Annotated in this window: 19 protein-coding genes; 14 read left to right on the forward strand and 5 right to left on the reverse strand. The window is 65.6% G+C overall.

Annotated elements, in window-relative coordinates; translation table 11 throughout:
• Window positions 1-86: 86 nt before the first annotated feature.
• Window positions 87-2,333 (forward strand): TonB-dependent receptor, encoded by a 2,247-nt coding sequence (locus tag QM712_RS02400; RefSeq protein WP_415021689.1) that lies wholly within the window; start codon window positions 87-89, stop codon window positions 2,331-2,333.
• Between the two features lie 65 nt (window positions 2,334-2,398).
• On the opposite strand, the gene QM712_RS02405 is transcribed toward QM712_RS02400, so the two are convergent.
• The gene (locus QM712_RS02405; RefSeq protein ID WP_415021432.1) at window positions 2,399-3,286 is read right to left on the reverse strand and encodes a helix-turn-helix domain-containing protein; all 888 of its coding nucleotides are present in this window, start codon (window positions 3,284-3,286) and stop codon (window positions 2,399-2,401) included.
• A 183-nt stretch (window positions 3,287-3,469) separates the two neighbouring features.
• Here QM712_RS02405 and QM712_RS02410 point away from each other — a divergent pair, with 183 nt between their 5' ends.
• The 8 genes from QM712_RS02410 to QM712_RS02445 all read left to right on the forward strand — a co-directional run bounded on the left by QM712_RS02410 (window position 3,470) and on the right by QM712_RS02445 (window position 10,708).
• Window positions 3,470-5,173, forward strand: coding sequence for an FAD-dependent oxidoreductase (locus tag QM712_RS02410; RefSeq protein WP_415021433.1), 1,704 nt, complete (start codon window positions 3,470-3,472; stop codon window positions 5,171-5,173).
• A gap of 65 nt (window positions 5,174-5,238) precedes the next feature.
• Complete coding sequence (locus tag QM712_RS02415) at window positions 5,239-6,471, forward strand: ABC transporter substrate-binding protein (protein ID WP_415021434.1); 1,233 nt, start codon at window positions 5,239-5,241, stop codon at window positions 6,469-6,471.
• 22 nt (window positions 6,472-6,493) lie between these two features.
• Window positions 6,494-6,832, forward strand: coding sequence for an NIPSNAP family protein (locus tag QM712_RS02420; RefSeq protein WP_415021435.1), 339 nt, complete (start codon window positions 6,494-6,496; stop codon window positions 6,830-6,832).
• Between the two features lie 15 nt (window positions 6,833-6,847).
• Window positions 6,848-7,642, forward strand: a complete 795-nt coding sequence (locus tag QM712_RS02425; RefSeq protein WP_415021436.1) for an SDR family NAD(P)-dependent oxidoreductase — start codon at window positions 6,848-6,850, stop codon at window positions 7,640-7,642.
• 35 nt (window positions 7,643-7,677) lie between these two features.
• Window positions 7,678-8,421, forward strand: a complete 744-nt coding sequence (locus QM712_RS02430) for an SDR family NAD(P)-dependent oxidoreductase (RefSeq protein WP_415021437.1) — start codon at window positions 7,678-7,680, stop codon at window positions 8,419-8,421.
• Window positions 8,422-8,674: 253 nt separating this feature from the next.
• Entirely contained in the window at window positions 8,675-9,532 is an 858-nt protein-coding gene (exbB, locus tag QM712_RS02435) for a tonB-system energizer ExbB (RefSeq protein ID WP_415021438.1), read from the forward strand.
• Between the two features lie 4 nt (window positions 9,533-9,536).
• Window positions 9,537-9,962, forward strand: coding sequence for a TonB system transport protein ExbD (gene exbD / locus QM712_RS02440; RefSeq protein ID WP_415021439.1), 426 nt, complete (start codon window positions 9,537-9,539; stop codon window positions 9,960-9,962).
• The gene (locus tag QM712_RS02445; RefSeq protein ID WP_415021440.1) at window positions 9,959-10,708 is read left to right on the forward strand and encodes a TonB family protein; all 750 of its coding nucleotides are present in this window, start codon (window positions 9,959-9,961) and stop codon (window positions 10,706-10,708) included. Before exbD ends, QM712_RS02445 begins: the two co-directional genes overlap by 4 nt.
• 17 nt (window positions 10,709-10,725) lie before the next feature.
• Here QM712_RS02445 and QM712_RS02450 read toward each other — a convergent pair whose 3' ends face one another.
• Entirely contained in the window at window positions 10,726-13,854 is a 3,129-nt protein-coding gene (locus tag QM712_RS02450; protein ID WP_415021441.1) for a TonB-dependent receptor domain-containing protein, read from the reverse strand.
• Between the two features lie 175 nt (window positions 13,855-14,029).
• Here QM712_RS02450 and mntR point away from each other — a divergent pair, with 175 nt between their 5' ends.
• Window positions 14,030-14,524, forward strand: a complete 495-nt coding sequence (gene mntR / locus QM712_RS02455) for a manganese-binding transcriptional regulator MntR (protein WP_415021442.1) — start codon at window positions 14,030-14,032, stop codon at window positions 14,522-14,524.
• A 57-nt stretch (window positions 14,525-14,581) separates the two neighbouring features.
• Here the strand turns inward: mntR and QM712_RS02460 are convergent, their stop codons facing one another.
• On the reverse strand, window positions 14,582-17,155 hold the full coding sequence (locus QM712_RS02460) for an ATP-binding protein (RefSeq protein ID WP_415021443.1): 2,574 nt from the start codon (window positions 17,153-17,155) through the stop codon (window positions 14,582-14,584).
• Between the two features lie 606 nt (window positions 17,156-17,761).
• Here QM712_RS02460 and QM712_RS02465 point away from each other — a divergent pair.
• Window positions 17,762-18,559, forward strand: coding sequence for an adenylate/guanylate cyclase domain-containing protein (locus tag QM712_RS02465; RefSeq protein ID WP_415021444.1), 798 nt, complete (start codon window positions 17,762-17,764; stop codon window positions 18,557-18,559).
• 172 nt (window positions 18,560-18,731) lie between these two features.
• Here QM712_RS02465 and QM712_RS02470 read toward each other — a convergent pair whose 3' ends face one another.
• Window positions 18,732-19,283 carry a nuclear transport factor 2 family protein gene (locus QM712_RS02470; protein ID WP_415021445.1) on the reverse strand — a complete coding sequence of 184 codons (552 nt, stop codon included), beginning with the start codon at window positions 19,281-19,283 and terminating at the stop codon, window positions 18,732-18,734.
• Window positions 19,284-19,301: 18 nt separating this feature from the next.
• Window positions 19,302-20,624, reverse strand: coding sequence for an MFS transporter (locus QM712_RS02475; protein ID WP_415021446.1), 1,323 nt, complete (start codon window positions 20,622-20,624; stop codon window positions 19,302-19,304).
• 211 nt (window positions 20,625-20,835) lie between these two features.
• Here QM712_RS02475 and QM712_RS02480 point away from each other — a divergent pair, with 211 nt between their 5' ends.
• Genes QM712_RS02480 through QM712_RS02490 form a run of 3 tightly spaced genes read left to right on the forward strand, consistent with a single transcriptional unit; the run spans window position 20,836 to window position 23,250 of the window.
• On the forward strand, window positions 20,836-21,660 hold the full coding sequence (locus QM712_RS02480) for a fumarylacetoacetate hydrolase family protein (RefSeq protein ID WP_415021447.1): 825 nt from the start codon (window positions 20,836-20,838) through the stop codon (window positions 21,658-21,660).
• 58 nt (window positions 21,661-21,718) lie between these two features.
• A complete protein-coding gene (locus QM712_RS02485; protein ID WP_415021448.1) occupies window positions 21,719-22,318 on the forward strand; it encodes a MarR family winged helix-turn-helix transcriptional regulator in 600 nt (199 codons plus the stop codon).
• Window positions 22,288-23,250, forward strand: coding sequence for a cupin domain-containing protein (locus QM712_RS02490; protein ID WP_415021449.1), 963 nt, complete (start codon window positions 22,288-22,290; stop codon window positions 23,248-23,250). The genes QM712_RS02485 and QM712_RS02490 overlap by 31 nt, the downstream gene beginning before the upstream one ends.
• Window positions 23,251-23,409 lie beyond the last annotated feature (159 nt).

The following is a 23,409-nucleotide window of genomic DNA, read 5'->3' on the forward strand; positions in this document are numbered from 1 at the left end:
CGGCAAGATCGTCGTTTGGGAAGGCGCGGTTCGTCTCGCGCGGCCGGCGCTATGGCGCGCTGACGGCGCTCTCGGCCTTGTTCTTCATGGCCGATGGCGCCGACGGGTTCGCGCAGGATGCGGGTTCTCCGCACGAACTGCCCCCGGTCCGGGTGACAGGCGGCGAGGCGCGGCGCCAGAAGAAGCCGCCGGCGCAGCGACGAGCGGGCAGCCCCGCTGTAACGCAGGGCCGTGCCACGGCGCAGCCGGCCGCAGCGCCGGCATCCAGCGCGGCCGGCATTGCATCCGGCGCGAAGGGGCCGCCGAGCATGGCGAGCGAGATGACGTTCACCGGCGACGAGCTCAACGCGCGCCCGGTGACGCGCCCGGGAGAAGCGCTCGAGGCCGTGCCGGGCCTGATCGTGACGCAGCATTCCGGCGAAGGCAAAGCCAACCAGTATTTCCTGCGCGGCTACAATCTCGATCACGGCACCGATCTCGCGATCTATGTCGACGATGTTCCGGTCAACATGCGCACCCACGCGCACGGTCAGGGCTATGCCGATCTGAACTGGCTGATCCCGGAAACCATCGGCACGATGGACGTGCGCAAGGGACCCTATTTCGCCGACGAGGGCGATTTCGCCTCGGTCGGCTCCGTGCGCATCGGCCTGATCGACCGCACCGAGAAGGGGCTGGCGCAACTGACCGCCGGCAGCTTCGGCTATCGCCGCCTGCTCGGCATGGATTCGGCGAAGGTCGGCGACGGCTCGCTGCTCGTCGCCGGCGAGGTCGGGACCTATAACGGTCCCTGGGACAATCCGGACGATGTCCGCAAGCTCAACGGGCTCGTGCGCTACAGCCAGGGCACCGCGACCGACGGCGTCTCCGTCACCGGCATGGCCTATGCCAACCGATGGAATTCCACCGACCAGGTGCCGCAGCGCGCGATCACCGGCGGCCTCATTGACCGGTACGGTTCGGAGGATCCGACCGACGGCGGCAACACCAACCGTTTCGCGCTGTCGGGGCGCATCGCGCAGAGCGATGATCTCGGCTCGTGGAGGGCCAATGCCTATGTCGTGAAGAGCCAGCTCGATCTCTTCAACAACTTCACCTACTATCTCGGCGATCCCGTGCTCGGCGACCAGTTCCACCAGCATGACGACCGGCTGATGGCCGGTGCCAACATCTCGCGGACGCTGAACGGCTCCTTCGCCGGCCTGCCGATGCAGACCACCTTCGGCCTGCAGTCGCGTTATGACGCGATCGACCTGGCGCTCACCAACACCTTCCAGCGCGGCTTCCTCTCGAACATCCGCAGCGACAAGGTCGGCGAGGGCAGCGTCGGCGTTTATGCCGAGAACACCGTCCGCTGGACCGACTGGCTCAGGACCACGATCGGTTGGCGCGGCGACTATTATGGCGCCGACGTCACCTCGCTGTACGATTCGAACAATTCGGGCCGGGTGAACGCCGCGCTCGGCAGCCCGAAATTCAGGATGGTCATCGGTCCCTTCAACCGGACCGAATTCTTCCTCGGCGCCGGCTACGGCATGCATTCGAACGATGCACGCGGGGCGACGACGACCGAAGACCCCGGCGATCCCGCCACGAAGCTCTCGCCGTCGCCGCTGCTGGTCCGCACCCGGGGCGCGGAAGTCGGGGTTCGCACCGGGATCATTCCCGGTCTCGACAGTTCCCTCAGCCTGTTCATCCTCGACCAGGATTCGGAGATCCTGTTCTCGGGCGATGCCGGCAACACCGAGGCGACCCGCGCCAGCCGCCGCTACGGTTTCGAGTGGACCAATCACTATCGGCCGCGGTCATGGATCGACATCGACGCCGACCTCGCCATGACGCACGCCCGCTTTCGGGGTTTCGACAACGAGCAGGCGGAGCTCTACGCCTCGCTCGCCGGCTATCCCGCGGCGCAGATCGGCAATGCGCCCGGCAATTACATTCCGAATGCGCCGCCGATGGTGGCGTCCGCGGGCATCACCCTCGGCGAGAAGACCGGCTGGTTCGGCGGCCTGCGCTGGCGCTATCTCGCGTCGAGCCCACTGACCGAAGACAATGCGTTCCGCTCCTCGCCGACCAGCATCTTCAACGGCCGTGTGGGCTATCGCATCGACAACGGCTGGCGCATCCAGCTCGACGTCCTCAATCTCTTCAACACCAAGGCGAACCAGATCACCTACGCCTATGGTTCGCTGCTCAAGACCGACACGCTCTACAACCTCTGCACGGCGGGCACCGCGCCCACCGCGGTCTGCCAGAACGGCGTGATGGACTATGTGCTGCACCCGGTCGAGCCGCTGACGTTCCGGGTCACCATGGCCGGCACGTTCTAGGCACTCGGGCGCTCACCACGGAACATCCTGAGCGCCGAGCAGATGGAGGCCTCGCCCGCAGCGTTTCAATTGGCGCCGGCGCGACGCTCGCCCGGCAGTAGGCGATCCCGGAAGCGACCCGGCGACAAGCCGACATTGCGGGAGAAGAACCGGTTGAAATAGGCCGGGTCGGCATAGCCCAGCGCAGTGCCGATCTCGTTCACGCTCATGTCGGAATAGAGCAGGTTGCGCTTGGCCTCGGTGAGCAGGCGGTCGTTGATCAGCGCCAGCGACGGCTTGCCCGTCGTGATCCGGCAACAGGCATTGAGGCGGGCCGCGGTCACGCCGAGCTCGCGCGCGTAGAAATCGAGCGGCGGGTGCGTGCGATAGTGCCGTTCGACCAGCTCGCGAAAGCGCATCACGGTGTCCGCGTCGCGTGCGCTCGACACCGGGCGGTCGCGCTCCTGTCCGAGCAGCCGGCGCACGGTCACCGCGAGCAGTTGCAGATAGGCCTTGATGGCGGAGCGGCGTCCCGGGGCCGACCAGACGAATTCGTGTTCGAGCGAGGCGAACAGGCCGACGAGGTCGATGTCGCTGCCGATCTGCTCCGGGAGAAAGCGGACCGGCATGCGGAAGCCCTCGACGAGATCGGCGTCGTGGTCGAGCGCCGATTGCAAAAATGGCGGCGCGACATTGATGACATAGCCGTCGGTGTCGGGCTTGAAGCGGATGGCGTGGATCGTGAGCGCGGGGATGATCACCAGCGACGGCGGCGGCACGTCCCAGCTCACGCCTTCGGCCTCGATGGCGCCGCCGCCCTTGCTGATCACCAGGATCTGGTGGTGGTCGGGGTGCGTATGCGTCCGGATTGTCCAATCGTGACGGCCGCTGCGCACCGGGATCGGTTCGATATGGAGGAACGACGGTTCGACCTTGGGCGCGGCTTCCTCGTACAAGAAGTAATGCGGGATCATGTCGCAGCTCTCCCGGCGGCGTCTGCAGGCAATCCGCCGGTCGCTGCGCCGCACCTATGAAAAGTACAATACAAAGCGAGTTTCGTCCATTGGCGGCGGCCGTGTCCGCTCCTATCCAGAGGCCCACGCATGTCCCGACGCAGCAACGGGACGGCGCAACAGGCCACACGGGAGGAGACGCCGATGCCGGGACCGCAGCGCGATCTGTCGTGCGACGTGCTGGTCGTGGGCTCCGGCGCGGGCGGATTGTCCACCGCGATCACGGCGCGGAAGTCCGGCCTCGACGTCATCGTCATCGAAAAGGACCGCTATTTCGGCGGCACCACCGCCTTCTCCGGCGGCGTGCTCTGGATTCCCGGCAACCGGCATGCCCGCGATGCCGGCGTCGCGGATAGCCGCGAGGCGGCGCGCACCTATCTTCAGCGTGAGACCGGCAACCATTTCGATGACGCGGCGATCGACACCTTTCTGGACGCCGGCCCGCGCATGCTCGATTTCTTCGAGCGGGAGACCGAAGCGAAATTCGTCCTGTCCGCCTATCCCGATTATCATCCGGACGTCGAGGGCGGCGCGAAGCTGGGCCGCTCGGTCACGGCGGCGGCCTATGACGCCCGGGCGCTGGGCGAGGAGATCCGCAGGCTGCGGCCTCCGCTCGAAACCATCACCTTCATCGGGATGATGTTCAATTCGTCCAACGACGAACTGAAGCACTTCTTCCGCGTGACCAGCTCGCTCACCTCGGCGATCTATGTCGCCAAGCGGCTGGCGAGCCACATCAAGGATCTCGCGCTGTACCGCCGCGGCGTCAAGATCACCAGCGGCAACGCATTGGCGGCGCGTCTCGCCAAGACCGTGTTCGACCTCGGCATTCCCCTGCTCACGGCAACGCCGGCGAAGCGGCTGCTCAGCGAGAACGGCGCCATCACCGGCGCGCTCGTCGGCGATGATAAGGGTGAGTACCGGATCACGGCGCGCCGCGCCGTGGTGCTGGCGAGCGGCGGTTTCCCGCACGATCAGGCGCGCATCGCCGCCGCCTATCCGCATCTTGTCCGCGGCGGGGAGCATCTGTCGCCGACGCCCGAAGGCAATACCGGTGACGGCATCCGCATGGCGGAGGAGGTGGGCGGCAATTGCGATATCCGCTTTGCGAATGCTGCTGCCTGGATGCCGGTATCGCGTGTGCCGCTCGGCGATCGGACCGGCGCGTTTCCGCATCTGGTCGACCGCTACAAGCCCGGCGTGATCGCGGTGAACCGCAGGGGACGCCGCTTCACCAACGAGTCGAACTCCTATCACGACGTCGGCGCCGCGATGATTGAAGACGGCGCCGGCGGCGAGGAGACCGCGGCCTGGCTGATCTGCGATCACGCCACCATCCGGAAGTACGGCCTCGGCTATGCCAAGCCGGCGCCGGTGCCGGTCGGCATCTTCGTGCGCAACGGCTATCTCAGCCGTGGTGCGACGCTGCGCGAGCTCGCCGCGCATGCGGGGATCGACGCCGACGGGCTGGAAGCAACGGTCCGCGACTACAATCTGGGCGCGGGGCAGGGCGTCGACACCGCGTTCAAGCGCGGCAGCACGGCCTTCAATCGCTACCTCGGCGATGCCGAGCACAAGCCGAACCCGAATGTCGCTCCCATCGGCGCCGGGCCCTATTACGCGCTGAAGATCATCATGGGCGATCTCGGCACCTTCGACGGACTGACCACCGACGTGGTCGGCCGCGTCGTCCGCCGCGACGGCACCGCGATCGGCGGACTTTACGCCGTCGGCAACGACCGCGCTTCGATCATGGGCGGCAATTATCCCGGCGCGGGCATCACGCTCGGGCCGATCATGACCTTCGGCTACATCACCGGCCGGCATCTGGCCGGACAAGACGCCTGAACTTCATCGTCAATCAGATCAACAATGGCCCGGGCCGGAACGGCGGGCAGTGAGGGAGAAACGACATGAGCATCACCCGACGCGGTCTTGTCGGTGCCGGCATCGCGGCAACGCTGGCGCCGCGCCTGGCGCGGGCGCAGGCGGACAACACCATCCGCATCGGCGTCATTACCGATATGTCCGGCATCTATCGCGACGTGTCGGGACCCACCACGGTCGCATGCGCGCAGCAGGCCGCGGCCGAATTCATGGCGTCGAATCCGTCGATTAAGGTCGAGATCCTGGTCGCCGACCATCAGAACAAGGCGGATGTCGGTCTTTCGATCATCCGCAAATGGTTCGACCAGGACGGCGTCGACGTCATCGAGAACGTCGGCAACAGTTCGATCGCGCTCGGCGCGAAATACCTGATCGAGGACAAGAACAAGGTCGCGCTCGTCACCACCGCCGGCTCGTCCGACCTGACCGGGAAGAACTGCAGCGCCAATCTCGTGCACTGGTCGTGGGACTCCTGGTGCCTCGCCCACTCCACCGCGACCTCGCTGGTGCGCACCGGCGGCTCGAAATGGTTCTTCGTCACCGCGGACTACGCGTTCGGCCACGCGGCGGAAGCGGACGCGGCCAAGTTCGTCAAGGCCGCCGGCGGCACCGTGATCGGCTCGGTGCGCTATCCCTTCGGCGCAACCTCGGACTTCTCGTCCTTCCTGCTGCAGGCGCAGTCGAGCGGCGCCAACGTGATCGCCTTCGCCAATTCCGGCAACGAGCTGATCAACTGCCTGAAGCAGGCGCAGGAGTTCGGGCTGGATCACGGCGGCACGCGCATGGCGGCCCTGGTCGGCTACGTCACCGACGTCATCGGCATGGGCCTGTCGACGGCCAAGGGCCTGTCGCTGACGGAGACCTTCTATTGGGACCTGAACGACCGTACCCGCGCCTTCATGAACCGGGTGAAGCCGCGCCTCGCCGCCAACACCTATCCCAACATGAGCCAGGCCGGCGACTACGCTTCCGTGCTGCACTATCTCAAGGCGGTGAAGGAGCTGGGCGTCGAGCAGGCCAAGCGCAGCGGTCGTGACGTCGTCGACCTCATGAAGAAGATGCCCACTGACGACGATTGTTTCGGCCCGGGCTCGATCCGCGCCGACGGACGCAAGATCCATCCGGCCTATCTGTTCGAGGTGAAGAAACCCGCCGACAGCAAATCGACCGGAGACGTCTATAATCTGGTCTCGACGCTCGATGCGGCCGAAGCATTCCGGCCCATCGCGGAAGGCAACTGCGCGCTGGTGCGGAGTTGATCGCGTCGCGGGAGGACAACAGATGATCGAGCATGCCATCGTCGATTTGCGCGTCTACACCATCGCCCTGCGCAAGATGCCTGAGTTCATCGATGTGTTCGACCGGCTCGCCATGCCGGTCCAGCTCAAATATCTGGGGCGGCCGATCGGCATGTTCACGAGCGCGGTCGGGCCGCTGAACCAGATCACGCATCTCTGGGGCTTCCCGGACATGGGCGAGTTCGAGCGCCGGCACGGGGCGCGCGACAAGGATCCGGACTGGCCGGCCTATCTCAAGGCGTCCGGGCCTCTCATCGTCGCCCAGGAGAACCGCCTGATCCGCCGGGTCGATCTGCCGTCGCTGGCCGGCTCGTCCTCCTGACGCACGGAGTGCTGCATGACATGGATCGATCTGTCGTCTGACGTGGCCGTGGTGACGGGCGGCGGGGCCGGCATCGGACGCGGCATCGCCCTTGGCCTTGCCGCCGTCGGCGCTCATGTGGTCGTGCTCGATCGGGATGAGACCGGCTCCGCCGTCGCGGCGGAGATCCGCGGCAGCGGCGGCCGTGCCGAGTTCTTCACCTGCGATGTCACGAGTGACGACAGCGTCGCGCGTGTCGCCGGCGAGATCACGGCAAAGGTCGGTCGCGCCGCGATCCTCGTCAACAATGCCGGCACCATGTTGCCTGGCGGTCTCGATGCCGTCAGCCTCGCCGACTGGGAGCGCATTCTGTCGCTCAACCTGACGGGCTATCTGCGCTGCGCGCGGGTGTTTGGCGAGCCGATGCTGGCGCAGGGAAGCGGTGCCATCGTCCATGTCGCGTCGATTTCGGCATCCTTCCCCCAGAGCTACAGCGGCGCCTACAGCGCGAGCAAGGCCGGCGTCGTCATGCTGTCCCGCCAGTTGGCCGTGGAGTGGGGCCCGCAGGGCGTGCGCAGCAATGTGGTCAGTCCCGGCATGATCCGCACGCCGATGACCGAGGCGATCTATCAGTCGCCGGGCGTGCATGACGCGCGGCGGGCACTGGTGCCGGCCCGCCGCATCGGCACGCCGGCCGACATCGCCGATGCGGTCGTGTTTCTCGCCAGCGCGCGTGCAAGCTACATCACCGGTGAGGAGATCGTCGTTGACGGCGGCTTCACCCGGACGATCATGGGTGTGATCCCGCGGCCGGGCTTCGAGAAGAATTGAAGGCCGGCGGGCAACCGGCCGGGCAGGAGGGACCATTGCTGCTGAAGGACAAGGTCGCGATCGTCACCGGCGCCGGCTCCGGAATCGGAGCCGCGATCTCCCGCCTGTTCGCGGCCGAGGGCGCCAAAGTCGTGCTCGGTGATCTCGCCGAGAGTGGTGCTGCGCTCGCAGCCGAACTCGCAGCTGGCGGTTTCGAAACCCTGTTTCATCGAGCCGACGTCACCGATGAGAGCAGCGTTACCGCCCTCGTGCAGGCGGCGGTGACGCAATTCGGCCGGCTCGACATTCTCGTCGCCAATGCCGGAATTCCCGAGCGCAAGGCGCCGATCCATGAACTGGATCTCGCCGACTGGCGGCGTGTGATCGACGTCGATCTCACCGGCGTTGCGATCTGCAACAAGTTCGCGGCCGGCGCGATGCTGGCGACCGGCGGCGGCGCCATCGTCAACATGGCATCGATCCTCGGTCATGTCGGCCAGGAAAACAGCAATGCCTATTCGGCGGCGAAGGCGGCGGTGGTCAATCTGACCCGCTCGGTTGCCTTGACCTATGCCAGGCGCGGCATCCGCGCCAATTGCGTCTCGCCCGGCTATGTCGAGACGCCGCTGCTGGCGAAGCTTCCCGAGGCGACGCGTCAGGTGATGCTGGCGCGTCAGCCCACGGGGCGTTTGGCACAGCCCGCAGAGATCGCCGAGGTCGTGGCGTTCCTCGCCAGCGACAAGGCTTCGGTCATCACCGGCGCATGCATCAACGCCGACGGCGGTTATACGGCGATCTGACCTCGCCCGGCATCGCGCCGGACCGTGAGGCCGGTTGGCCGCGCCGCGTTCGGAACACGCTTCTTCAACTGCAGAAACAGCCTCCGCCGTCCCCGCGATCACGGAATTCTCCATCGGATGGTCTTCATGCTCCGCAGCGCTGCCCAGCGCCGGCGCCGGGGCCTCGGGCGTCTTAGCATTTGCAGCAAGATGTAGGCGATGCTACATAATGACGTGTAGACATCAGGATGGATCGTTGAAAGGGCTGAATTCGATGCAATTCCGTACACTTGCGCGCCGTCGTTCGGGTTCGGCAGGCTGGACCGCGAATGCCGCCGCCGGCCGTCCGGCCCTCGCCGTGATTGGCCTGATAGCCGCGATCGGGCCTGCGCTCGCGCAGCAGGGGGGCGAGAGTGCGGTGGTCGCGGCCGTCACGCTTCCTCGCGACCTCAGCCCCTGGGGCATGTTCATGCAGGCCGATATCGTCGTGAAGGCGGTCATGGTCGGGCTTGCCTTCGCCACGCTGGTCACCTGTACGGTCTTCCTGTCCAAGACGATCGAGCTGATCAACGCGCGCCGCAGCGTTGGCCGGGCCCTGCGCGAACTCGCGGCGGTGCGGAGCCTCAAGGAAGCCGTCCGGACCGTGCGCGAAGGCCCGGTGGTGCGTCTGCTCGAGGGCGCGGCCGCCGAGCTCGACCTGAGTACGGATCGAATGGACCGCGAGGGTATCAAGGGGCGGATCGTCTCCCGCCTGCAGCAGATCGAGGCGGCCGCGAGCCGGCGCATCGCGTTCGGCACCGGCGTTCTGGCGACGATCGGGGCAACCGGTCCCTTCGTGGGCCTGTTCGGTACGGTCTGGGGCATCATGAACAGCTTCATCGGCATCTCGCGATCCCAGACCACCAACCTGGCGGTGGTTGCGCCCGGCATCGCCGAGGCGCTGCTGGCGACGGCGCTCGGGCTGGTCGCCGCGATTCCGGCGGTCGTGATCTACAATTTGTTCACGCGCCAGATCGGCGCCTATCGCGCGCTGCTCGGCGACAGTTCGCTGGAGATCGCGCGCCTCGCGAGCCGTGACCTCGACGGCGGCGCGATTCTCGCGCGGCGGCCGAAGCTGGCGGCTGCGGAGTGATCCGATGGCGGTCAACATCAATCAGCCCAGCGGCGATCTGGCCGAACTGAACGACATCAACGTGACGCCGTTCATCGACGTCATCCTCGTGCTCCTCATCATCTTCATGGTGGCGGCGCCGCTGGCCACGGTCGACATCTCCGTCGATCTGCCGGCCTCGAATGCGCAGCCGCATCCGCGTCCGGACAAGCCGGTCTATCTCACGGTCAAGCCGGACCTCTCGCTATCCCTTGGCGAGGAGACGGTGAGCCGGGCGACGCTCTCCGGCATGCTGGATGCCGCCACCAATGGGCAGAAGGACACGCGGATTTTTCTTCGCGGCGACAAGATGGTTCCCTACGGCGAGATCATGAAGGTCATGAATGGTCTGCGAGCCGCCGGCTATCTGAAGGTGGCCCTGGTCGGGCTGGAGCAGACGGCCGAACCATGACGCGGCTCGCCGTGGAAGACGCGTCGGACCTGAAGCGCTGGACCTTCAGCGGTCTCGCGGTCCTGACCCTGTACAGCGCCCTTGCGGCGTCGCTGCTGACGTGGCACCGGCCCGACGATGTCGATCCGGCCGAGCCATCCGGCGCGTTGGTCGTCGATCTCGCGCCGCTGCCTGCCGCGCCGGCGGCGACACCGACGGATATCCCGCCCGGGCCGGAGCAGGTCATGTCGGAGGCCCGCCCGGAGGCGGCGCAGGAGACCGCGCAGCCGGACGATGCACTCGAGCTTCCGCAGGCCGTCAATCCGGAGGCCGTCGTCGATGCGCGCACGAAGGCGCAGCCCGACGCCGCGCCTGAGCAGCAGGCCGCGGCGGCCACGTCTGCGCCACCGGCGATGTCGGAGCGCATCGCGCCGGCGGCTGCGGCGCCGACCCAGGGACAGCCGGATCAGAAGCAGTCGCAGGCGGTCGCGACCTGGCGTTCGCAGATCGTGGCCGTGGTCGAGCGCAACAAGCGCTACCCGGAGGCGGCGAGATCGCGGCGCGTGCAGGGCATCACGCAGGTCCGCTTCACGCTGGACCGCAACGGCATCGTCGGAGACGCCCAGGTGATTCAAAGCTCGGGCTCGGACGCGCTCGACGGCGAGGCGATCGCGTTGCTGAAGCGGGCGCAGCCGTTCCCCGCGCCGCCCGACATGTTCGGCGGCACCATCGTCGTCAGGCTGCAGATCCGCTTCACCGTCAAGTAGGGCCGGCGCTTCCGGCGTCAGTCCTGCACGTTCGCCGCGCCGAACTTGTAGTTCAGGCCGATGCGGACCGCGTCGATCCGGATCTGCGCGTCGGCGTCGAAGGACGTCGCCACGCCGGCGGCCGGGCCCGGCGTGGCGCGGAACGAGCCGAGGTCGGAGTGCAGATACTCGATCCTCCCGGTCCAGTTGGCGAACAGGCGGCTTTCCAGTCCGGCGCCCACGGCCCATCCGAAGCGGAACGTGTCGATGTTGAAGGGCGTCGTCGTTGCGGCGCCGGTCGTGGTGAAGCCCGACACGGTGCCTGACGAGCTTACGGTGCCGAAGGGAACGCCGGCCGTGACATAGGCGAGGGTGGCCGGCGTCACGGCGACGCCGACGCGGCCGCGGAGCGAGGCCATCCAGTCGAGCCGGTAGTTCATGCTCGCCGTGGTCATGGCGTCCACGGGAAGCAGCGCGGCGTTGCAGGCCGCTCCCGGGCATGTTGTCGAGGACTGGCCGTGCTGGTTGAGGTAAGCGAGATCGCCTTCGATGCCTGCCACCATCCGGCCCATGGTCCAGTTGTAGCCGCCCTGCACGCCGAGGCCGGCATGGTCGAGCGTCGCACGCGGACGTTCGCCGAAGAGCGGCGTCTCGCTCGCGGTGTCGATGAAGCCCGCATAGGTCCGCGCCGCCCCCCAGGCATATCCGGCGTTGCCGCCCGCGTAGAAGCCGCTCCAGTCCCACGCTGCGGTGGCGGGAGCCCGGTGGAAGATCGACGGCGCGTCGCGATCGCGGGCGGTGCCGATCCGTGTCGTCGCGGGTGCGTCGGCGCCATACTTGACGTTGAGGAACAGCTTGACCGTCCGGCCCGGCTGCAGGATCTCGTCCTTGTGGAACTGCACGGAGTTACGGATGTCGGCGTTGAGGAGGTTGTCGCCGATGAGGCCGGTCGTGAGGTCCACGGCGCCCCAGGGCGAGTCCGTCCACCGCTGCCGATGCTCGATCTGGAATTTGAGCAGATTATAGCCGTCGGTCGGCGTGTCGAATTGCGCGAAGTCGTTCTGCCGGAAGGCGTGCAGCAGGTTCAGCCGCGCGTACCAGTCGTCGCTGCGCCAATAAACGCCGCCGCCGAGCCGCATCGGCGGGATGCGTGGCACATTGGTGCCGTCGGTGAAGGTCGCGCGCACCATGTCGAACTGACCCTCGAGCCCGAAGATGCCGCCGGAGAGCGGGGAGACATCCGACTGCCATGACAATTCGCCGCCGCGGAAGATGGCGTCGCGCTGGGAATAGGCGACCTGGATGTAATCGCCGCTGCCGCCCGCCACGCAGCTCGCAAACGTCGCGCCGCAGAAATTGCCGGTCGCCTGGCCGAAGATGAACTTGTCGTACTTCGTGTAATAGAGGTTCGCATCGAACCTGACGTCGCCGCGGGTCCGCTTCAGTCCGACCTCGACCGTGTTGGCGGTCTCCAGCGTCAGCTCGGGATTGCCGATCTTGAAGGTCTTCTCCGAATCGTCCGGTCCGCTCGCGAACAGTTCGAGCGCGCGCGGCGCGCGCTGGATCCGCTGCAGCGTCAGGCTCGCCTGCAGGTAGGACGGAAGGTCCTTGATCAGGCCGGCGCTGAGGCTCGTCGGCAGGAAGGTCGACCGCGACGGCGCGCTCGCCGGGTCGTTCGGCGGGGGCAGGTAGTTCGACGGAAACCCGAACGAGGTGCCGGCGACGTCGACGGACTCGATGCGCGCGGCGAACTGGCTGCGCAGTGTGTCGGTGTGCCGCATTTCCTCGAAGACGTAGCCGGCGGCGGTCGTGGTCTGTGCCGGCAGCAGGATCGCCTGGCCCAGCGTGTCGAGGCGCTGATAAGCGCCCTGGACGCCGATGATGCCGGTGAGCGCGCCGAGCGGCGTCGCCACGGGCCGGCTCTCGACTTCCACCTTGCCCTCGGTTTGGCGGTTCTTGAACGTCGCGCCGATGGTCTGGAAGGTCCCGAACGCGGTCTGGTTGAGATCGATCTCGTCGTGGCGGTAGTCCGAATAGCCGAGCCAATAGCGGACGGCGGCAAGCGCGGCCGCGTCGGGGCGATACTCGCCCTTGCTCATGATCTTGGTCTGTTCGAGATCGTTGTGCTGCTGGCTGTCGGCCGACGCGATGCCGGGGACATGGTAGTCGCTGGTGAAGCGGGAGATCGACAGGCCGCCATATCCGCCATCGAACAGGTAGGAGCCGCCGATTGCCGCGCCCGCGCTCTGCGTCGCCGAATTCGGCTGGCGTCCGTTGAAGGAAGGTGCCGGGCTCGGCGGCACCAGATAGGGATAGCTGGGGATACGGTAATCCTGCGCGCCGCGGCCGTAGACATCGGCGTGCACGGCGGCGTTGCCGGCGCCCGCATCGAGCAGCAGCCCGCTTTCCCAGCCGCTGTCGACCGACGTGATCGCCGATCTCAGCTCCGCAGCCATTCCGCCGGCGGGTGCCGCGGTGGGAATCCGGTTGTTGGTGACATCGACGATGCCGCCGACCGCCTGCGAGCCGAAACGCAGCGCGCCCGGCCCGCGAAACACCTCGGTCTTCTGCAGCGCCAGCGGATCGAGGGGAACGCCGTGATCCTGCGCGATGTCGGAGACATCCACGCTGCCGATGCCGTTCTCCTGAATCCTCACCTTGGCATCGGACAGGCCGCGCAGCACGGGGCGGGACGACTGGGTCGACAGACCCGCCGACGTCGCTCCGGGCGCGGTGAAGAACAGGTTTCCGAAGCTCGGGCTCGTGCTGGACTGGATCTGGTTTCCGCTCAGCGCGGACGGCGTGAACGGGGAAGCATCGGATGCGACAGCAGGCGGCGAGGGTGCGGCCGCCGGTGCGGATGCCGTTCGCCGGGCCGGTATGTCGCGGGTCGCGCGGCGAGTGGCCTTCGGCTGGCGTCCTTCGACCGTCACCTGGGGGATGTCGATCTCAGCGGGCGCGCCTGCCTGCGGGGTCGGCGGTTGCGCCGGCGGCGCTGAAGCATCGGATGGCGCGGGAGCGGCCGGCGGCACCGGGGCGGCGGGGGCTGCGACCGCGCCGTCGGTCGGGGCAGGAGCGGCCTGCTGGGCGCTTGCGATCCCGTGCAGGCAGATCAAGGCGACCGACGTCGTGCCCAGCAGGGCCCGGCGAACAACGCGAACACGCATCCCAACCTCCGAGGCGCCCTCCGTGGTTTAGCAAGGGCGTCAACATGTAGCTAAGGCTACAAATGGGACGATGGCGGCCACGGTGTCAAGATGCAATTGCGAAGCTGTTGCAACAGGCGGGCGGCCGGGCGGCTGGCTTGCAATGTCCTGCCGCGGGGCTCATGGTTCGCGGGCGATGAGCACGGATTCTCCAACGCGCCGAAAGGCTTCTCCACCCCGCAAGCCGCCGCCGCACGCCCTCCCGACGGAGCAGGCGCAGGCGCGCCGCTTCGGGAAGGCCCGCACGGCGCGCTCGACCGCGATCCTGGAGGACTATGTCGAGCTGATCGCGGACCTGATCGAATCGACCGGCGAGGCGCGCGCCACCGACATCGCGCGACGGCTCGGGGTGTCGCATCCCACCGCCATCAATACGATCGCGCGGCTGAAGCGCGAGAATCTGGCGACGGCGCGTCCTTATCGCGGCATCTTCCTGACCGAGAAGGGGGAAGCGCTCGCCACCCGCGTCCGCGCGCGCCATCGCCTCGTGCTCGAGATGCTGCTCGCGCTCGGCGTGCCGAAGGAGGCCGCGGAAGCCGATGCCGAAGGCATCGAGCACCATGTGTCGGAGGCGACCCTGCGCGCGTTTTCCGACTTCCTCAGGGGATCGCGGGTCAAGAAGGCGAGTTGAGCAAGCGCCGGCGGGCGCCGTTCGCCCGTCACCGAAAGCCGATCCGGACCGGGCGGCTTATTTTTCCTTGATGATCAACTCGCGGATGCGGGCGGCCAGCGTGTCGACCGCGAACGGCTTGGTGAGCACGGCCATGCCGGGCTCCAGCTGGCCGTTGTTGAGCAGAGCGTTCTCGGCGAACCCCGTGATGAAGAGCACGTTGAGATTGGGGCGCTTCTCGCGGCCGGCATCGGCAAGCTGTCGGCCGTTCATGCCGCCCGGCAGCCCGACGTCGGTGACGAGAAGGTCAATTCGCGCGTCCGATTGCAGGACCCTGAGGCCGCCGACGCTGTCCGCAGCCTCGATCGCGGTATAGCCGAGATCTTCCAGCACGTCGGTGACGAGCATGCGCACGGTGGGTTCGTCGTCGACGATGAGAACGGTCTCGCCGGTTTCGGCGAACGGAATGATGGTCGCATCGGGGCCCGCTTGGTCTTCCTCGGCCGGCCCGCGATGGCGCGGCAGGTAGATGCAGACCATCGTGCCCTGGCCAACCTCCGAATAGATGCGGACCTGCCCGCCGGACTGCTGCGCGAAACCGTAGATCATGGAAAGCCCGAGCCCGGTGCCCTGGCCGATCGGCTTGGTCGTGAAGAACGGATCGAACGCCTTGGCGATCACGTCCGCCGCCATGCCGGTGCCGGTGTCGGACACGCATAGCGACAGGTATTGCCCTTCCGGGACGTTGTGGATCTTCGACTGCATGCGGTCGATCCAGCGGTTGCCGGTCTCGATCGTGATCTTGCCGCCGTTCGGCATCGCGTCGCGCGAGTTGATGCAGAGGTTGAGGAGCGCGCTTTCCAGTTGCGGCACGTCCACCAGAACAGTCCAAAGCCCGGTCGCGCCGACCTGCTGCACTTCGATTCCCGGACCGACGGTGCGCTGGATCAGATCGAGCATTCCGCCGACGAGGGTGTTGACGTTGGTGGCCTTCGGCGTGAGCGTCTGGCGGCGCGCGAATGCGAGCAGGCGATGCGTGAGCGAGGCCGCGCGTTTCACGGCTCCTTGCGCGGCCAGGATGTACTTCTCCACGTCATGGAGCCGGCCCTGCTTGATGCGCACGTTCATCAATTCCAGGCTGCCCGACATGCCGGCCAGAAGGTTGTTGAAGTCGTGGGCCAACCCGCCCGTCAACTGGCCGACGGCTTCCATCTTCTGCGACTGCCGCAGCAGCTCTTCGGATCGCAGCAGCTCGGCCTTGCCGTCGGCAATGCGCTGCTCCAGGGTTTCGTTGAGCGCGCGCAAGGCCGCAATGGCGCGGTCGCGCTCCTCGATCAGCGCGCGACGGTTCTCGACGTCGATCAGCACGCCGGGAAAGCTCAACGGCACGCCGTTGGGTCCATGGTCGACGCGGCCGTTGGCTTCCAGCCAGTAGTAGTTGCCGTCCGCGCGCCGCACCCGATATTGGTGCATGTAGGGGCCACCGCGCTTGATCGCCTTGGCGATCGCCTCGGCCAGGCCCGCCTGATCGTCGGGATGAACCGTTTCGACCACCTGGGCGAGGCTCAGGCCCTCGCGGCCCAGCATGGGGTCGAGGCCGAACGAGCTCGCGAAGGCCTCGTCCACGGTGAAGCGGTCGTTGGGAAGATCCCAGAGCCAGGTCCCGATGATCGCGCCTGCCGCGAGCGCGAGCTGCACGCGCTGGATGTTTTCGCGCGCGACCGCTTCGCTGGCGCGCAGCGCTGTCTCGGCCTTCTTGCGCGCGGAGATGTCGCGGAACAACACCGAGACCTGACGGCGGCTCGCCGGCTCGATGCGGGACGCCGAGATCTCGATCGTGCGCCCCGCCAGCACGAACTCGCGCTCGAAGTGAAGCGGCTGCCCGGTCCGGAGCGCTTCGCGATAGAGCTCGACCCAGGCGTCGGCTTCGTCCGGAACGAGATCGCGCACCGTCCTGCCGACGATGTTGCGGATGCCGGTGTGCCGCTCGTAGCCGGTGTTGGCCTCCACATGGATATAGTCGCTCAACGGACCGTGCGGACCGTCGAAGAATTCGATGATGCAGAAGCCGTCATCGACCGCCTCGAACAGGGCGCGATAGCGCGCCTCGCTCTGGCTGATGGCATCGTGGACAGTTCGCTGCTCGGTGATCTCCTGCAAGAGCTGCGTGTTGGCCGCCGCGAGCTCCTTGCCGGCCTGCATCGGCTCGGTGTTCTCGATGCAGCCCCCGAGAAAGCCGCCGACACTGCCGTCCTCGACCCGGATCGGGGTGTAAAAATACGTGAACCAGGTATCCTCGGGATAGCCCTTGCGCTGCATGCGCAGCGGCAGGTTCTGCTGCGACAGGGCTTCGCCCTGATAGGCGCGGTTCACCAGCGGTTCGAGATCCGGCCAGATCTCCGGCCATACCTCGCGGAAGGGACGCCCGAGCGCGCCGGGGTGCCGGCCCGACAACAGCTCCACATAGGCATCGTTGTAGAGCAGGATCTGCTTCGGTCCCCAGACGATAAAGGACGGTATGGCGGTCGCGAGCATCGTCGCTGCGTTCGCCTGCAGCGCCGTGGGCCACTTGTCGATGATGCCGAGGGGAGACGAGGCCCAATCGCGCCCGTGCACGGTCGCACTCATCGCGGTGCCGCCAGCCCGGATCATATCGTCATCAAATACGCCTGAATTCAAAACGCTCGCCAGTCCCTGAAATTCGCCACCCTGATCCCCGGCCGCGATTAGCCAGGAGTCACGGGCACTATTAGCCGGAAAACGAGCGGCGGTGCAAAGATTTGGCGCGCATTTCCTCCCCGGGCGTCAATGCATTCGCGGCGTCTGCGTACACGGTTGCTTCATCCGGCCGAGGGAACCGGACAGGGCGTTGCCCGGGTTCCCTTGTCCGGGCAGGGGCAGTGGGGTGAAGATTCCCGCAACGACCGTTTCGGGATCGAAGCGGCTTGATCGCGACGTGCGGCTCCGACCATCCAGCCCGCCTTAGTAAAGGCTCACCGGTCACCTTCGACCGAGGACCGCGTGAGCATGGTGGCTGATCGTGGGGCGGATCGAAACGAGCTGCGAAGCGCGCGCTATCGCCTCTTGCTGTTCTGATGTTTGCTCGCTGCCCCACAAGAAGATCACCCATATCGATGTCGGTGGCGTTGCTGATGCAGCAACTCTCGACACGCTTCGATCGGGAGCCCTGTTGCCAACGCGGGAATGTCCACTACCCTTTGGACACGTTCAAACGGTCTTTTCATCGGCCGCATTTTCATGCCCAAATTCCTGCGCATCGGAGTTCATCAGTCGAACGTGTCCGGATACACGTCGAAGGCTTGGTGCGTTCGGCGGGTCGGCTCGGCGATTTTCCTGAAGTGGGGTGCCGTGGAGGTTCACGGTGCCGGGGACGGGCGCAAGGTCTACTGGACGCGCCTGCCGCAGGAGAAGACGGTCCGTTGCGGCACGGTGCAACGCGCCCAGGACTACGCCAAGGCCGCGATCGCGCGGCGCCGCAATCACCGCTATGAGCCGCTGGCCGGCGCCATCGCCAACCAGCGCCGAACCGCCGAGCGTGGTGCCGAGATCAAGCAGGCGCTCGCCACGATCCTGATCGTCGACATCGTCGGCTCCACCGCAAAGGCGGCGAAGCTCGGCGATGCCCGTTGGACCAAGGTCATGGGCCACTATTATGCCGCCGTCCGCAAGGAGCTGAAGACGTCGCGCGGGAAGGAAGTCGTGACGACCGGCGACGGCGTGCTGGCGACGTTCAAGGCGCCGGTCGCCGGCATCACTTGCGCGACCGCGATCCAGAAGGCCGTGCGCACGCTCGGCCTCGAGATCAGGGTCGGCCTGCATGCGGGCGAGTACAAGATGAGCGGCACCGAAATGGTCGGTCTCGCCTTCCACATCGGCACCCGCGTCGCCGCCAAGGCGCGTGCCGGCGAAGTCCTGGTCTCGAGCGCGGTGAAGGACTTGATGAAGACGCCGTCCCAGATCCGCTTCAGGGATCACGGCATGCATCAGCTCAAGGGCGTGCCGGAGCGGTGGCGGCTGTGGCGGGTGGAGATTTAGGGCGCCTTGCAGGGGCGGGGATTTGTTCGTCGCCAAGTCCGCTGCGACTCGTTGCGTTCGGCTATGACTTGGGAGGGCTGTTCCCGACAGTGCCGGTCACCGCAATCGCAACTTTCCTGATCGCCGGCGGCCCCTGTTGTGAAGGCACCGAGGTCAGTGATCAGCCGTCAGCCTACCCGTCGATCGGACCCCGTCCGAACAGAGACAGTACTTCGTACGAGCGATCGCCTTCATTCGGCCTGCTGAGAGTCATGGCGTAGGTTCCCTCGAACAGGGCGGGATCGAACGGGCGCTGGTAGATCCAATCCCGGACGACGCCACGATAGGCGATCTTCCAGACACCATTCCGGCATTCGTAGCGGTTGAAGGTCCGGCATGCGGCCACCGTCTCGATCTGATCGGGATGCCGGACCCGGTGGTGAGAGATGCGATGCGTCTCTCCCTCGGCGAAATCGCCGTTCACCTTGTACCACTCATTCAGGACATAGTGGGTGGTGAGCTCATACTTGCCGATGAAGTCGCTGAACACCCAGTCGACGAACGCCATCGCGCTGCCGCGGTACATCTCGCCGTGTTCCTCGATCGCGTCCTCGAAGAAAATCGATCTCAGGAGATCGGGATCGCGACGGTCGACGCCGCGGCAATAAGCCATTTCGAGTTCGTGCAATCGCTCCTTCACCAGGAGCGTTCGCAGCGTCGATTGATCGATCTCGGTCGTGCTCATGGCCGGGCTCCGTCTTGTCTAGTGGGGTGCCGAAACTGCATCGACTTCGACGTCCTGCGGGACGGAAGCGCTCGCGGAACGGCTGCTGCGTGTCGCGACGAGGACGAGGAGCGCCGCGATGGCCATCACGGCCGCGCTGGCAAACAGCCCCGCGTCGAAGCTGCCTGTCGTCTCGCGCAGATATCCGATGGTGTAGGGCCCTAAGAAGCCCGCGAAGTTACCAACGGAGTTGATCGCCGCGATCGCGATCGCCGACGCCGTTCCCGAAAGAAGCGAGGTGGGCAAGGTCCAGAAGCCCGGGGCGTATCCGAGTGCGCCAAAGCTCGCCACGCAGAGCGATGCGATCATGAGGACCGGATTGCCCGACGCTGCTGCGCCGATAAAGCCGATGGTACCGACGACAAAGGGAAGGAAGACTCCCATCCGCGCGCGTCCGGCGGCTGAGTACCAGCCCCAGAAGAGCATGCCGACGGCCCCGAGAATGTAAGGCAATGCGGAGACGAGGCTCGCATCGAAATTGCTGAAGCCGGATGCCTTGACGATCTGCGGCAGGAAAAAGCCGAGGCCGTAGATCGCGAGATTGCCGCAGAAGTGGATGGTGGCGAAGCAGATAACGCGCACATCGAGCAGGTTGACCCAATTCCCGACCTTCGCGCGTCCCTTGCGCTGGCGCTCGTCCTGGGCAAGCTGATCCAGCAGCCATTTGCGCTGCTCGTCCGAAAGCCATGTCGCTTCGCCGGGGTGATCGGTGAGGTAGTAGTAGGCAACGATCGCCACAATGAGCGTAGGCAATGCTTCGATCAGAAAAAGCCACTGCCATCCCTTCAGGCCCCAGATGCCATCGAGCGCAAGGAAAATTCCCGACACCGGAAAACCAATGATTCCCGCCAGGGGCACGGCTGCAAGGAAATATGCGAAGACCTTGGCGCGCGCGCGTTCCGGAAACCAGCAGCTCAGGTAGAACAAGATCGCCGGAAAGAAACCAGCTTCGGCCGCGCCGAGCAGCAGGCGAACCGCGTAGAAGCTGGTCGTGCCCTGCACGAACGCCGTTGCGCCCGAGACGATCCCCCAACTGATCATGATGCGTGCGATCCATCGGCGGGCGCCGACTTTCTGCATCAGGATGTTGGAAGGGACTTCCAGGAAGAAATACGAAACGAAGAACAGTCCGGCACCGAAACCAAACACGGCTGGCGACAGGCCAAGGTCTCGGTTCATCGTCAGGGCGGCGATGCCGACATTGATGCGGTCAACGAAGGCGAGAAAATAGCAAAGAACGAGAAATGGAATGATGCGCCACGTGACCTTGCGCAGGGTTGTTGTCTCTAGCGTCACGGGCATCCCTCCCTGGTTTTTTCGTCGAGTCGCTTGGCACGACGCTTTAATATGTAGGTATACATATCTAGATTCTAGGAAATTAGCAATAATTTCTGGCCTTGTCGTTGACGCAGGCTATTTTATATGTAGGTATACGGACAAATGAGATAGGGAGGCCAGCGTGCGGCTTTGCCGATTTGACTCAGATCAGCTGGGCCTGGTGGAAGGCGACGTCGTGTACGACGTGTCGAGTGCCCTCGATCGCCTGCCCTCATACCGATGGCCGTTTCCCCCCGGTGACGCACTCATCCGCCGCCTCGACTCGGTTCGCGAGGCCGTCGGCGAGGTGAGGGCCAAAGCGAAAGCCTATCGCCTCGATCAGGTCCGGCTCTTGAGCCCCGTCGCCAATCCCAGCAAGGTCATGGCGGCACCGGCGAACTATCGGCTTCATGTCGAGATCGACGCCGCGGATCCCGCCGTCCACCACAATCTGCACAACAAGCAGTTGGAGGGCGTCGAGCGTCCGGTCGAGAAGCTCGGTCTGTTCCTGAAGGCCAATTCCTCGATATCGGGCCCGCACAGCGGCGTCCGGTTGAACTGGCTTGATCGCCGCAACGACTTCGAAGCCGAGCTTTGCGTCGTCATCGGCAAGACGTGCCGCAGGGTATCCGCCGATCGGGCATTCGACTACGTGGCAGGCTACTGCGTCGGTCTCGACATGACCGTTCGTGGTGCTGAAGACCGAAGCTTTCGCAAGTCGGCCGATACCTATTGCGTGCTGGGACCCTGGCTCACGACCGCGGACGACGTGCGCGATCCCGCAAATCTCGATCTCTGGCTCAAGCTGAATGGGGACTACAAGCAGAAATCGTCCACCGGGGCGATGACGGTTGGGATCGCGCGCCTGATCGAGTTGGCTTCCGACACCTATACCCTGCATCCGGGCGATGTCATTATGACGGGAACCCCCGAGGGCGTCGGCTCAGTCAAGCCGGGCGATATCATTTCCGCAGGTTGCGACGGACTCGGGGCGATGACAGTTCCAGTGCACGGCGATTGAACGGGCCATCGCTGAACAGCCGAAGAGTTCGCCAATGCCATCCGACAGCAGAACATCAGTGTCAAAATCGAAGCGCGGCGGCGTCGACCGACGTGACGACGGCGCGACGGAGGTCGAGCACGAGGCGGCGAGACGACTGGCGGACGATTTCGTCCTTCATCGTGCTCCCGGCTATTTGCTGAGGCAGCTCGATAGCAGAGCGGCGGCTCTCTACGAAGCTCACACAGGGCAGGGCGATCTGACCCCTCGCCAGTTCGGAGTGCTGCTGACTCTTTTTCAGATGGGTCCGCTGTCGCAAACCGAGCTCGGAAACCAGCTCCATCTCGACCGGAGCACGTCCGGCGAGATGCTGCAACGCATGCTCGAACGGAAGCTGGTCAGCCGTCAGCCGCGCAAGGAGGACAGGAGGGCGATCGAGATCGTCTTGACGCCCCAGGGGCGCAGCGCGTTGTTGAAGACAGTGGAGCGCGCCTCTGCTGCCCAACAAGCCCTCCTCTCGCCTCTGCCCGACTACCTGCGCCCGGTATTCGTGAAATGCCTCCAGATCCTCGCCGAGGCGGACGTGACGGCCGCAAGTGCGCAACAGAACCCGAACGAAAATCAGGCAACTATCGTGGGAGAGCTACCATGGGTCAGGCCGCGCCAAAGACCGCAGTGAAGACGCTCGATGATCTCTACGTTGAAGCCGAACGCCTGGATGTAACCCCGGGCTGGGTGTCGCGTGAACAACCATTGTTCTGGAAGGAGCCTCGGTCCAGCTACCGAGCTCATCACTGGGCCTATCAGGATGTCAGGAATGCGCTGGCTGCCGCCGGCGACCTCATCGACGTCGCATATGCGGAACGCCGTAATCTGATCCTACGGAATCCGTTTCCGGGAAACAATTTCGCGACGACGAAGACACTCGTCTGTGCCTACCAGATGATCCTTCCCGGCGAGATTGCTCCGTCACACCGCCACTCTGCTCACGCTCTGCGGGTCATCATCGATGGCAAGGGAAGCTACTCGATCGTCAACGGCACGAAGATGGCGATGGAAAGCGGCGACGTCGTCCTCACGCCGGGAACGTATTGGCATGGGCACGGCCACGAAGGCGAAGAGCCCGCATATTGGCTCGATGGACTCGATCTGCCATCGGTGCACCTGACCGAAGCGATGTTTATCGAGGAGTATCCTCAGAAATATGAGCCGATCAACTCCGTCGCAGCGTCTTCCCCGTTTCGCTTCACGCGCGACTCGATCGCCATGAAGCTGGACAAAGCCTTGCCTGATTCCGAAGGTCGCAATGACGGCATCATCGGCCTAGAAACTCCGGACATGCCGATGATGGGGCTGACCGTCGAGAAGCTGCGGACAGGTTTCAAGGGGCGGGGCCAGCGTTCGACGGCCAATCGCATCTTCGTTGTGATGGAGGGGAGCGGACAAACCGTCGTCGGTCCCACCACCTTCAAATGGAGCCGCGGCGACACCGTCGTCATACCGACCTGGCAACACTTCTCTCATCAGGCCACTACGGACAGCATCCTGTTCGGCTTGTCCGATGAGCCTCTGATGAGAGCGTTCCGCTATTTCCGCAGCGAGGTGGCGTAGGCGGGGCAATGTGGCCTGACCGTGCGTCCGGCCAAGGCCTGATGGCTGGCCGTGCACGGTCGCGCTGGATGACCTGATCAGAAGCTTTGGGCCGCACACTGAAATTGATGGATGATGAAGCGCGGAAATGGAGTCCGTCCGCCGGCTTCGATCGCTGTT

Source organism: Bradyrhizobium sp. (assembly GCF_047605465.1).
In the GTDB taxonomy this organism is placed as follows: Bacteria; Pseudomonadota; Alphaproteobacteria; order Rhizobiales; family Xanthobacteraceae; genus Bradyrhizobium.

Excerpts from the sequence above, each read along its gene's own strand:
- QM712_RS02400 (WP_415021689.1), top strand. The coding sequence starts at position 87 with ATGGCCGATGGCGCCGACGGGTTCGCGCAGGATGCGGGTTCTCCGCAC.
- QM712_RS02405 (WP_415021432.1), bottom strand. The coding sequence starts at position 3,286 with ATGATCCCGCATTACTTCTTGTACGAGGAAGCCGCGCCCAAGGTCGAA.
- QM712_RS02410 (WP_415021433.1), top strand. The coding sequence starts at position 3,470 with ATGCCGGGACCGCAGCGCGATCTGTCGTGCGACGTGCTGGTCGTGGGC.
- QM712_RS02415 (WP_415021434.1), top strand. The coding sequence starts at position 5,239 with ATGAGCATCACCCGACGCGGTCTTGTCGGTGCCGGCATCGCGGCAACG.
- QM712_RS02420 (WP_415021435.1), top strand. The coding sequence starts at position 6,494 with ATGATCGAGCATGCCATCGTCGATTTGCGCGTCTACACCATCGCCCTG.
- QM712_RS02425 (WP_415021436.1), top strand. The coding sequence starts at position 6,848 with ATGACATGGATCGATCTGTCGTCTGACGTGGCCGTGGTGACGGGCGGC.
- exbB (WP_415021438.1), top strand. The coding sequence starts at position 8,675 with ATGCAATTCCGTACACTTGCGCGCCGTCGTTCGGGTTCGGCAGGCTGG.
- exbD (WP_415021439.1), top strand. The coding sequence starts at position 9,537 with ATGGCGGTCAACATCAATCAGCCCAGCGGCGATCTGGCCGAACTGAAC.
- QM712_RS02445 (WP_415021440.1), top strand. The coding sequence starts at position 9,959 with ATGACGCGGCTCGCCGTGGAAGACGCGTCGGACCTGAAGCGCTGGACC.
- QM712_RS02450 (WP_415021441.1), bottom strand. The coding sequence starts at position 13,854 with ATGCGTGTTCGCGTTGTTCGCCGGGCCCTGCTGGGCACGACGTCGGTC.
- mntR (WP_415021442.1), top strand. The coding sequence starts at position 14,030 with ATGAGCACGGATTCTCCAACGCGCCGAAAGGCTTCTCCACCCCGCAAG.
- QM712_RS02460 (WP_415021443.1), bottom strand. The coding sequence starts at position 17,155 with ATGATCCGGGCTGGCGGCACCGCGATGAGTGCGACCGTGCACGGGCGC.
- QM712_RS02465 (WP_415021444.1), top strand. The coding sequence starts at position 17,762 with ATGCCCAAATTCCTGCGCATCGGAGTTCATCAGTCGAACGTGTCCGGA.
- QM712_RS02470 (WP_415021445.1), bottom strand. The coding sequence starts at position 19,283 with ATGAGCACGACCGAGATCGATCAATCGACGCTGCGAACGCTCCTGGTG.
- QM712_RS02475 (WP_415021446.1), bottom strand. The coding sequence starts at position 20,624 with ATGCCCGTGACGCTAGAGACAACAACCCTGCGCAAGGTCACGTGGCGC.
- QM712_RS02490 (WP_415021449.1), top strand. The coding sequence starts at position 22,288 with ATGGGTCAGGCCGCGCCAAAGACCGCAGTGAAGACGCTCGATGATCTC.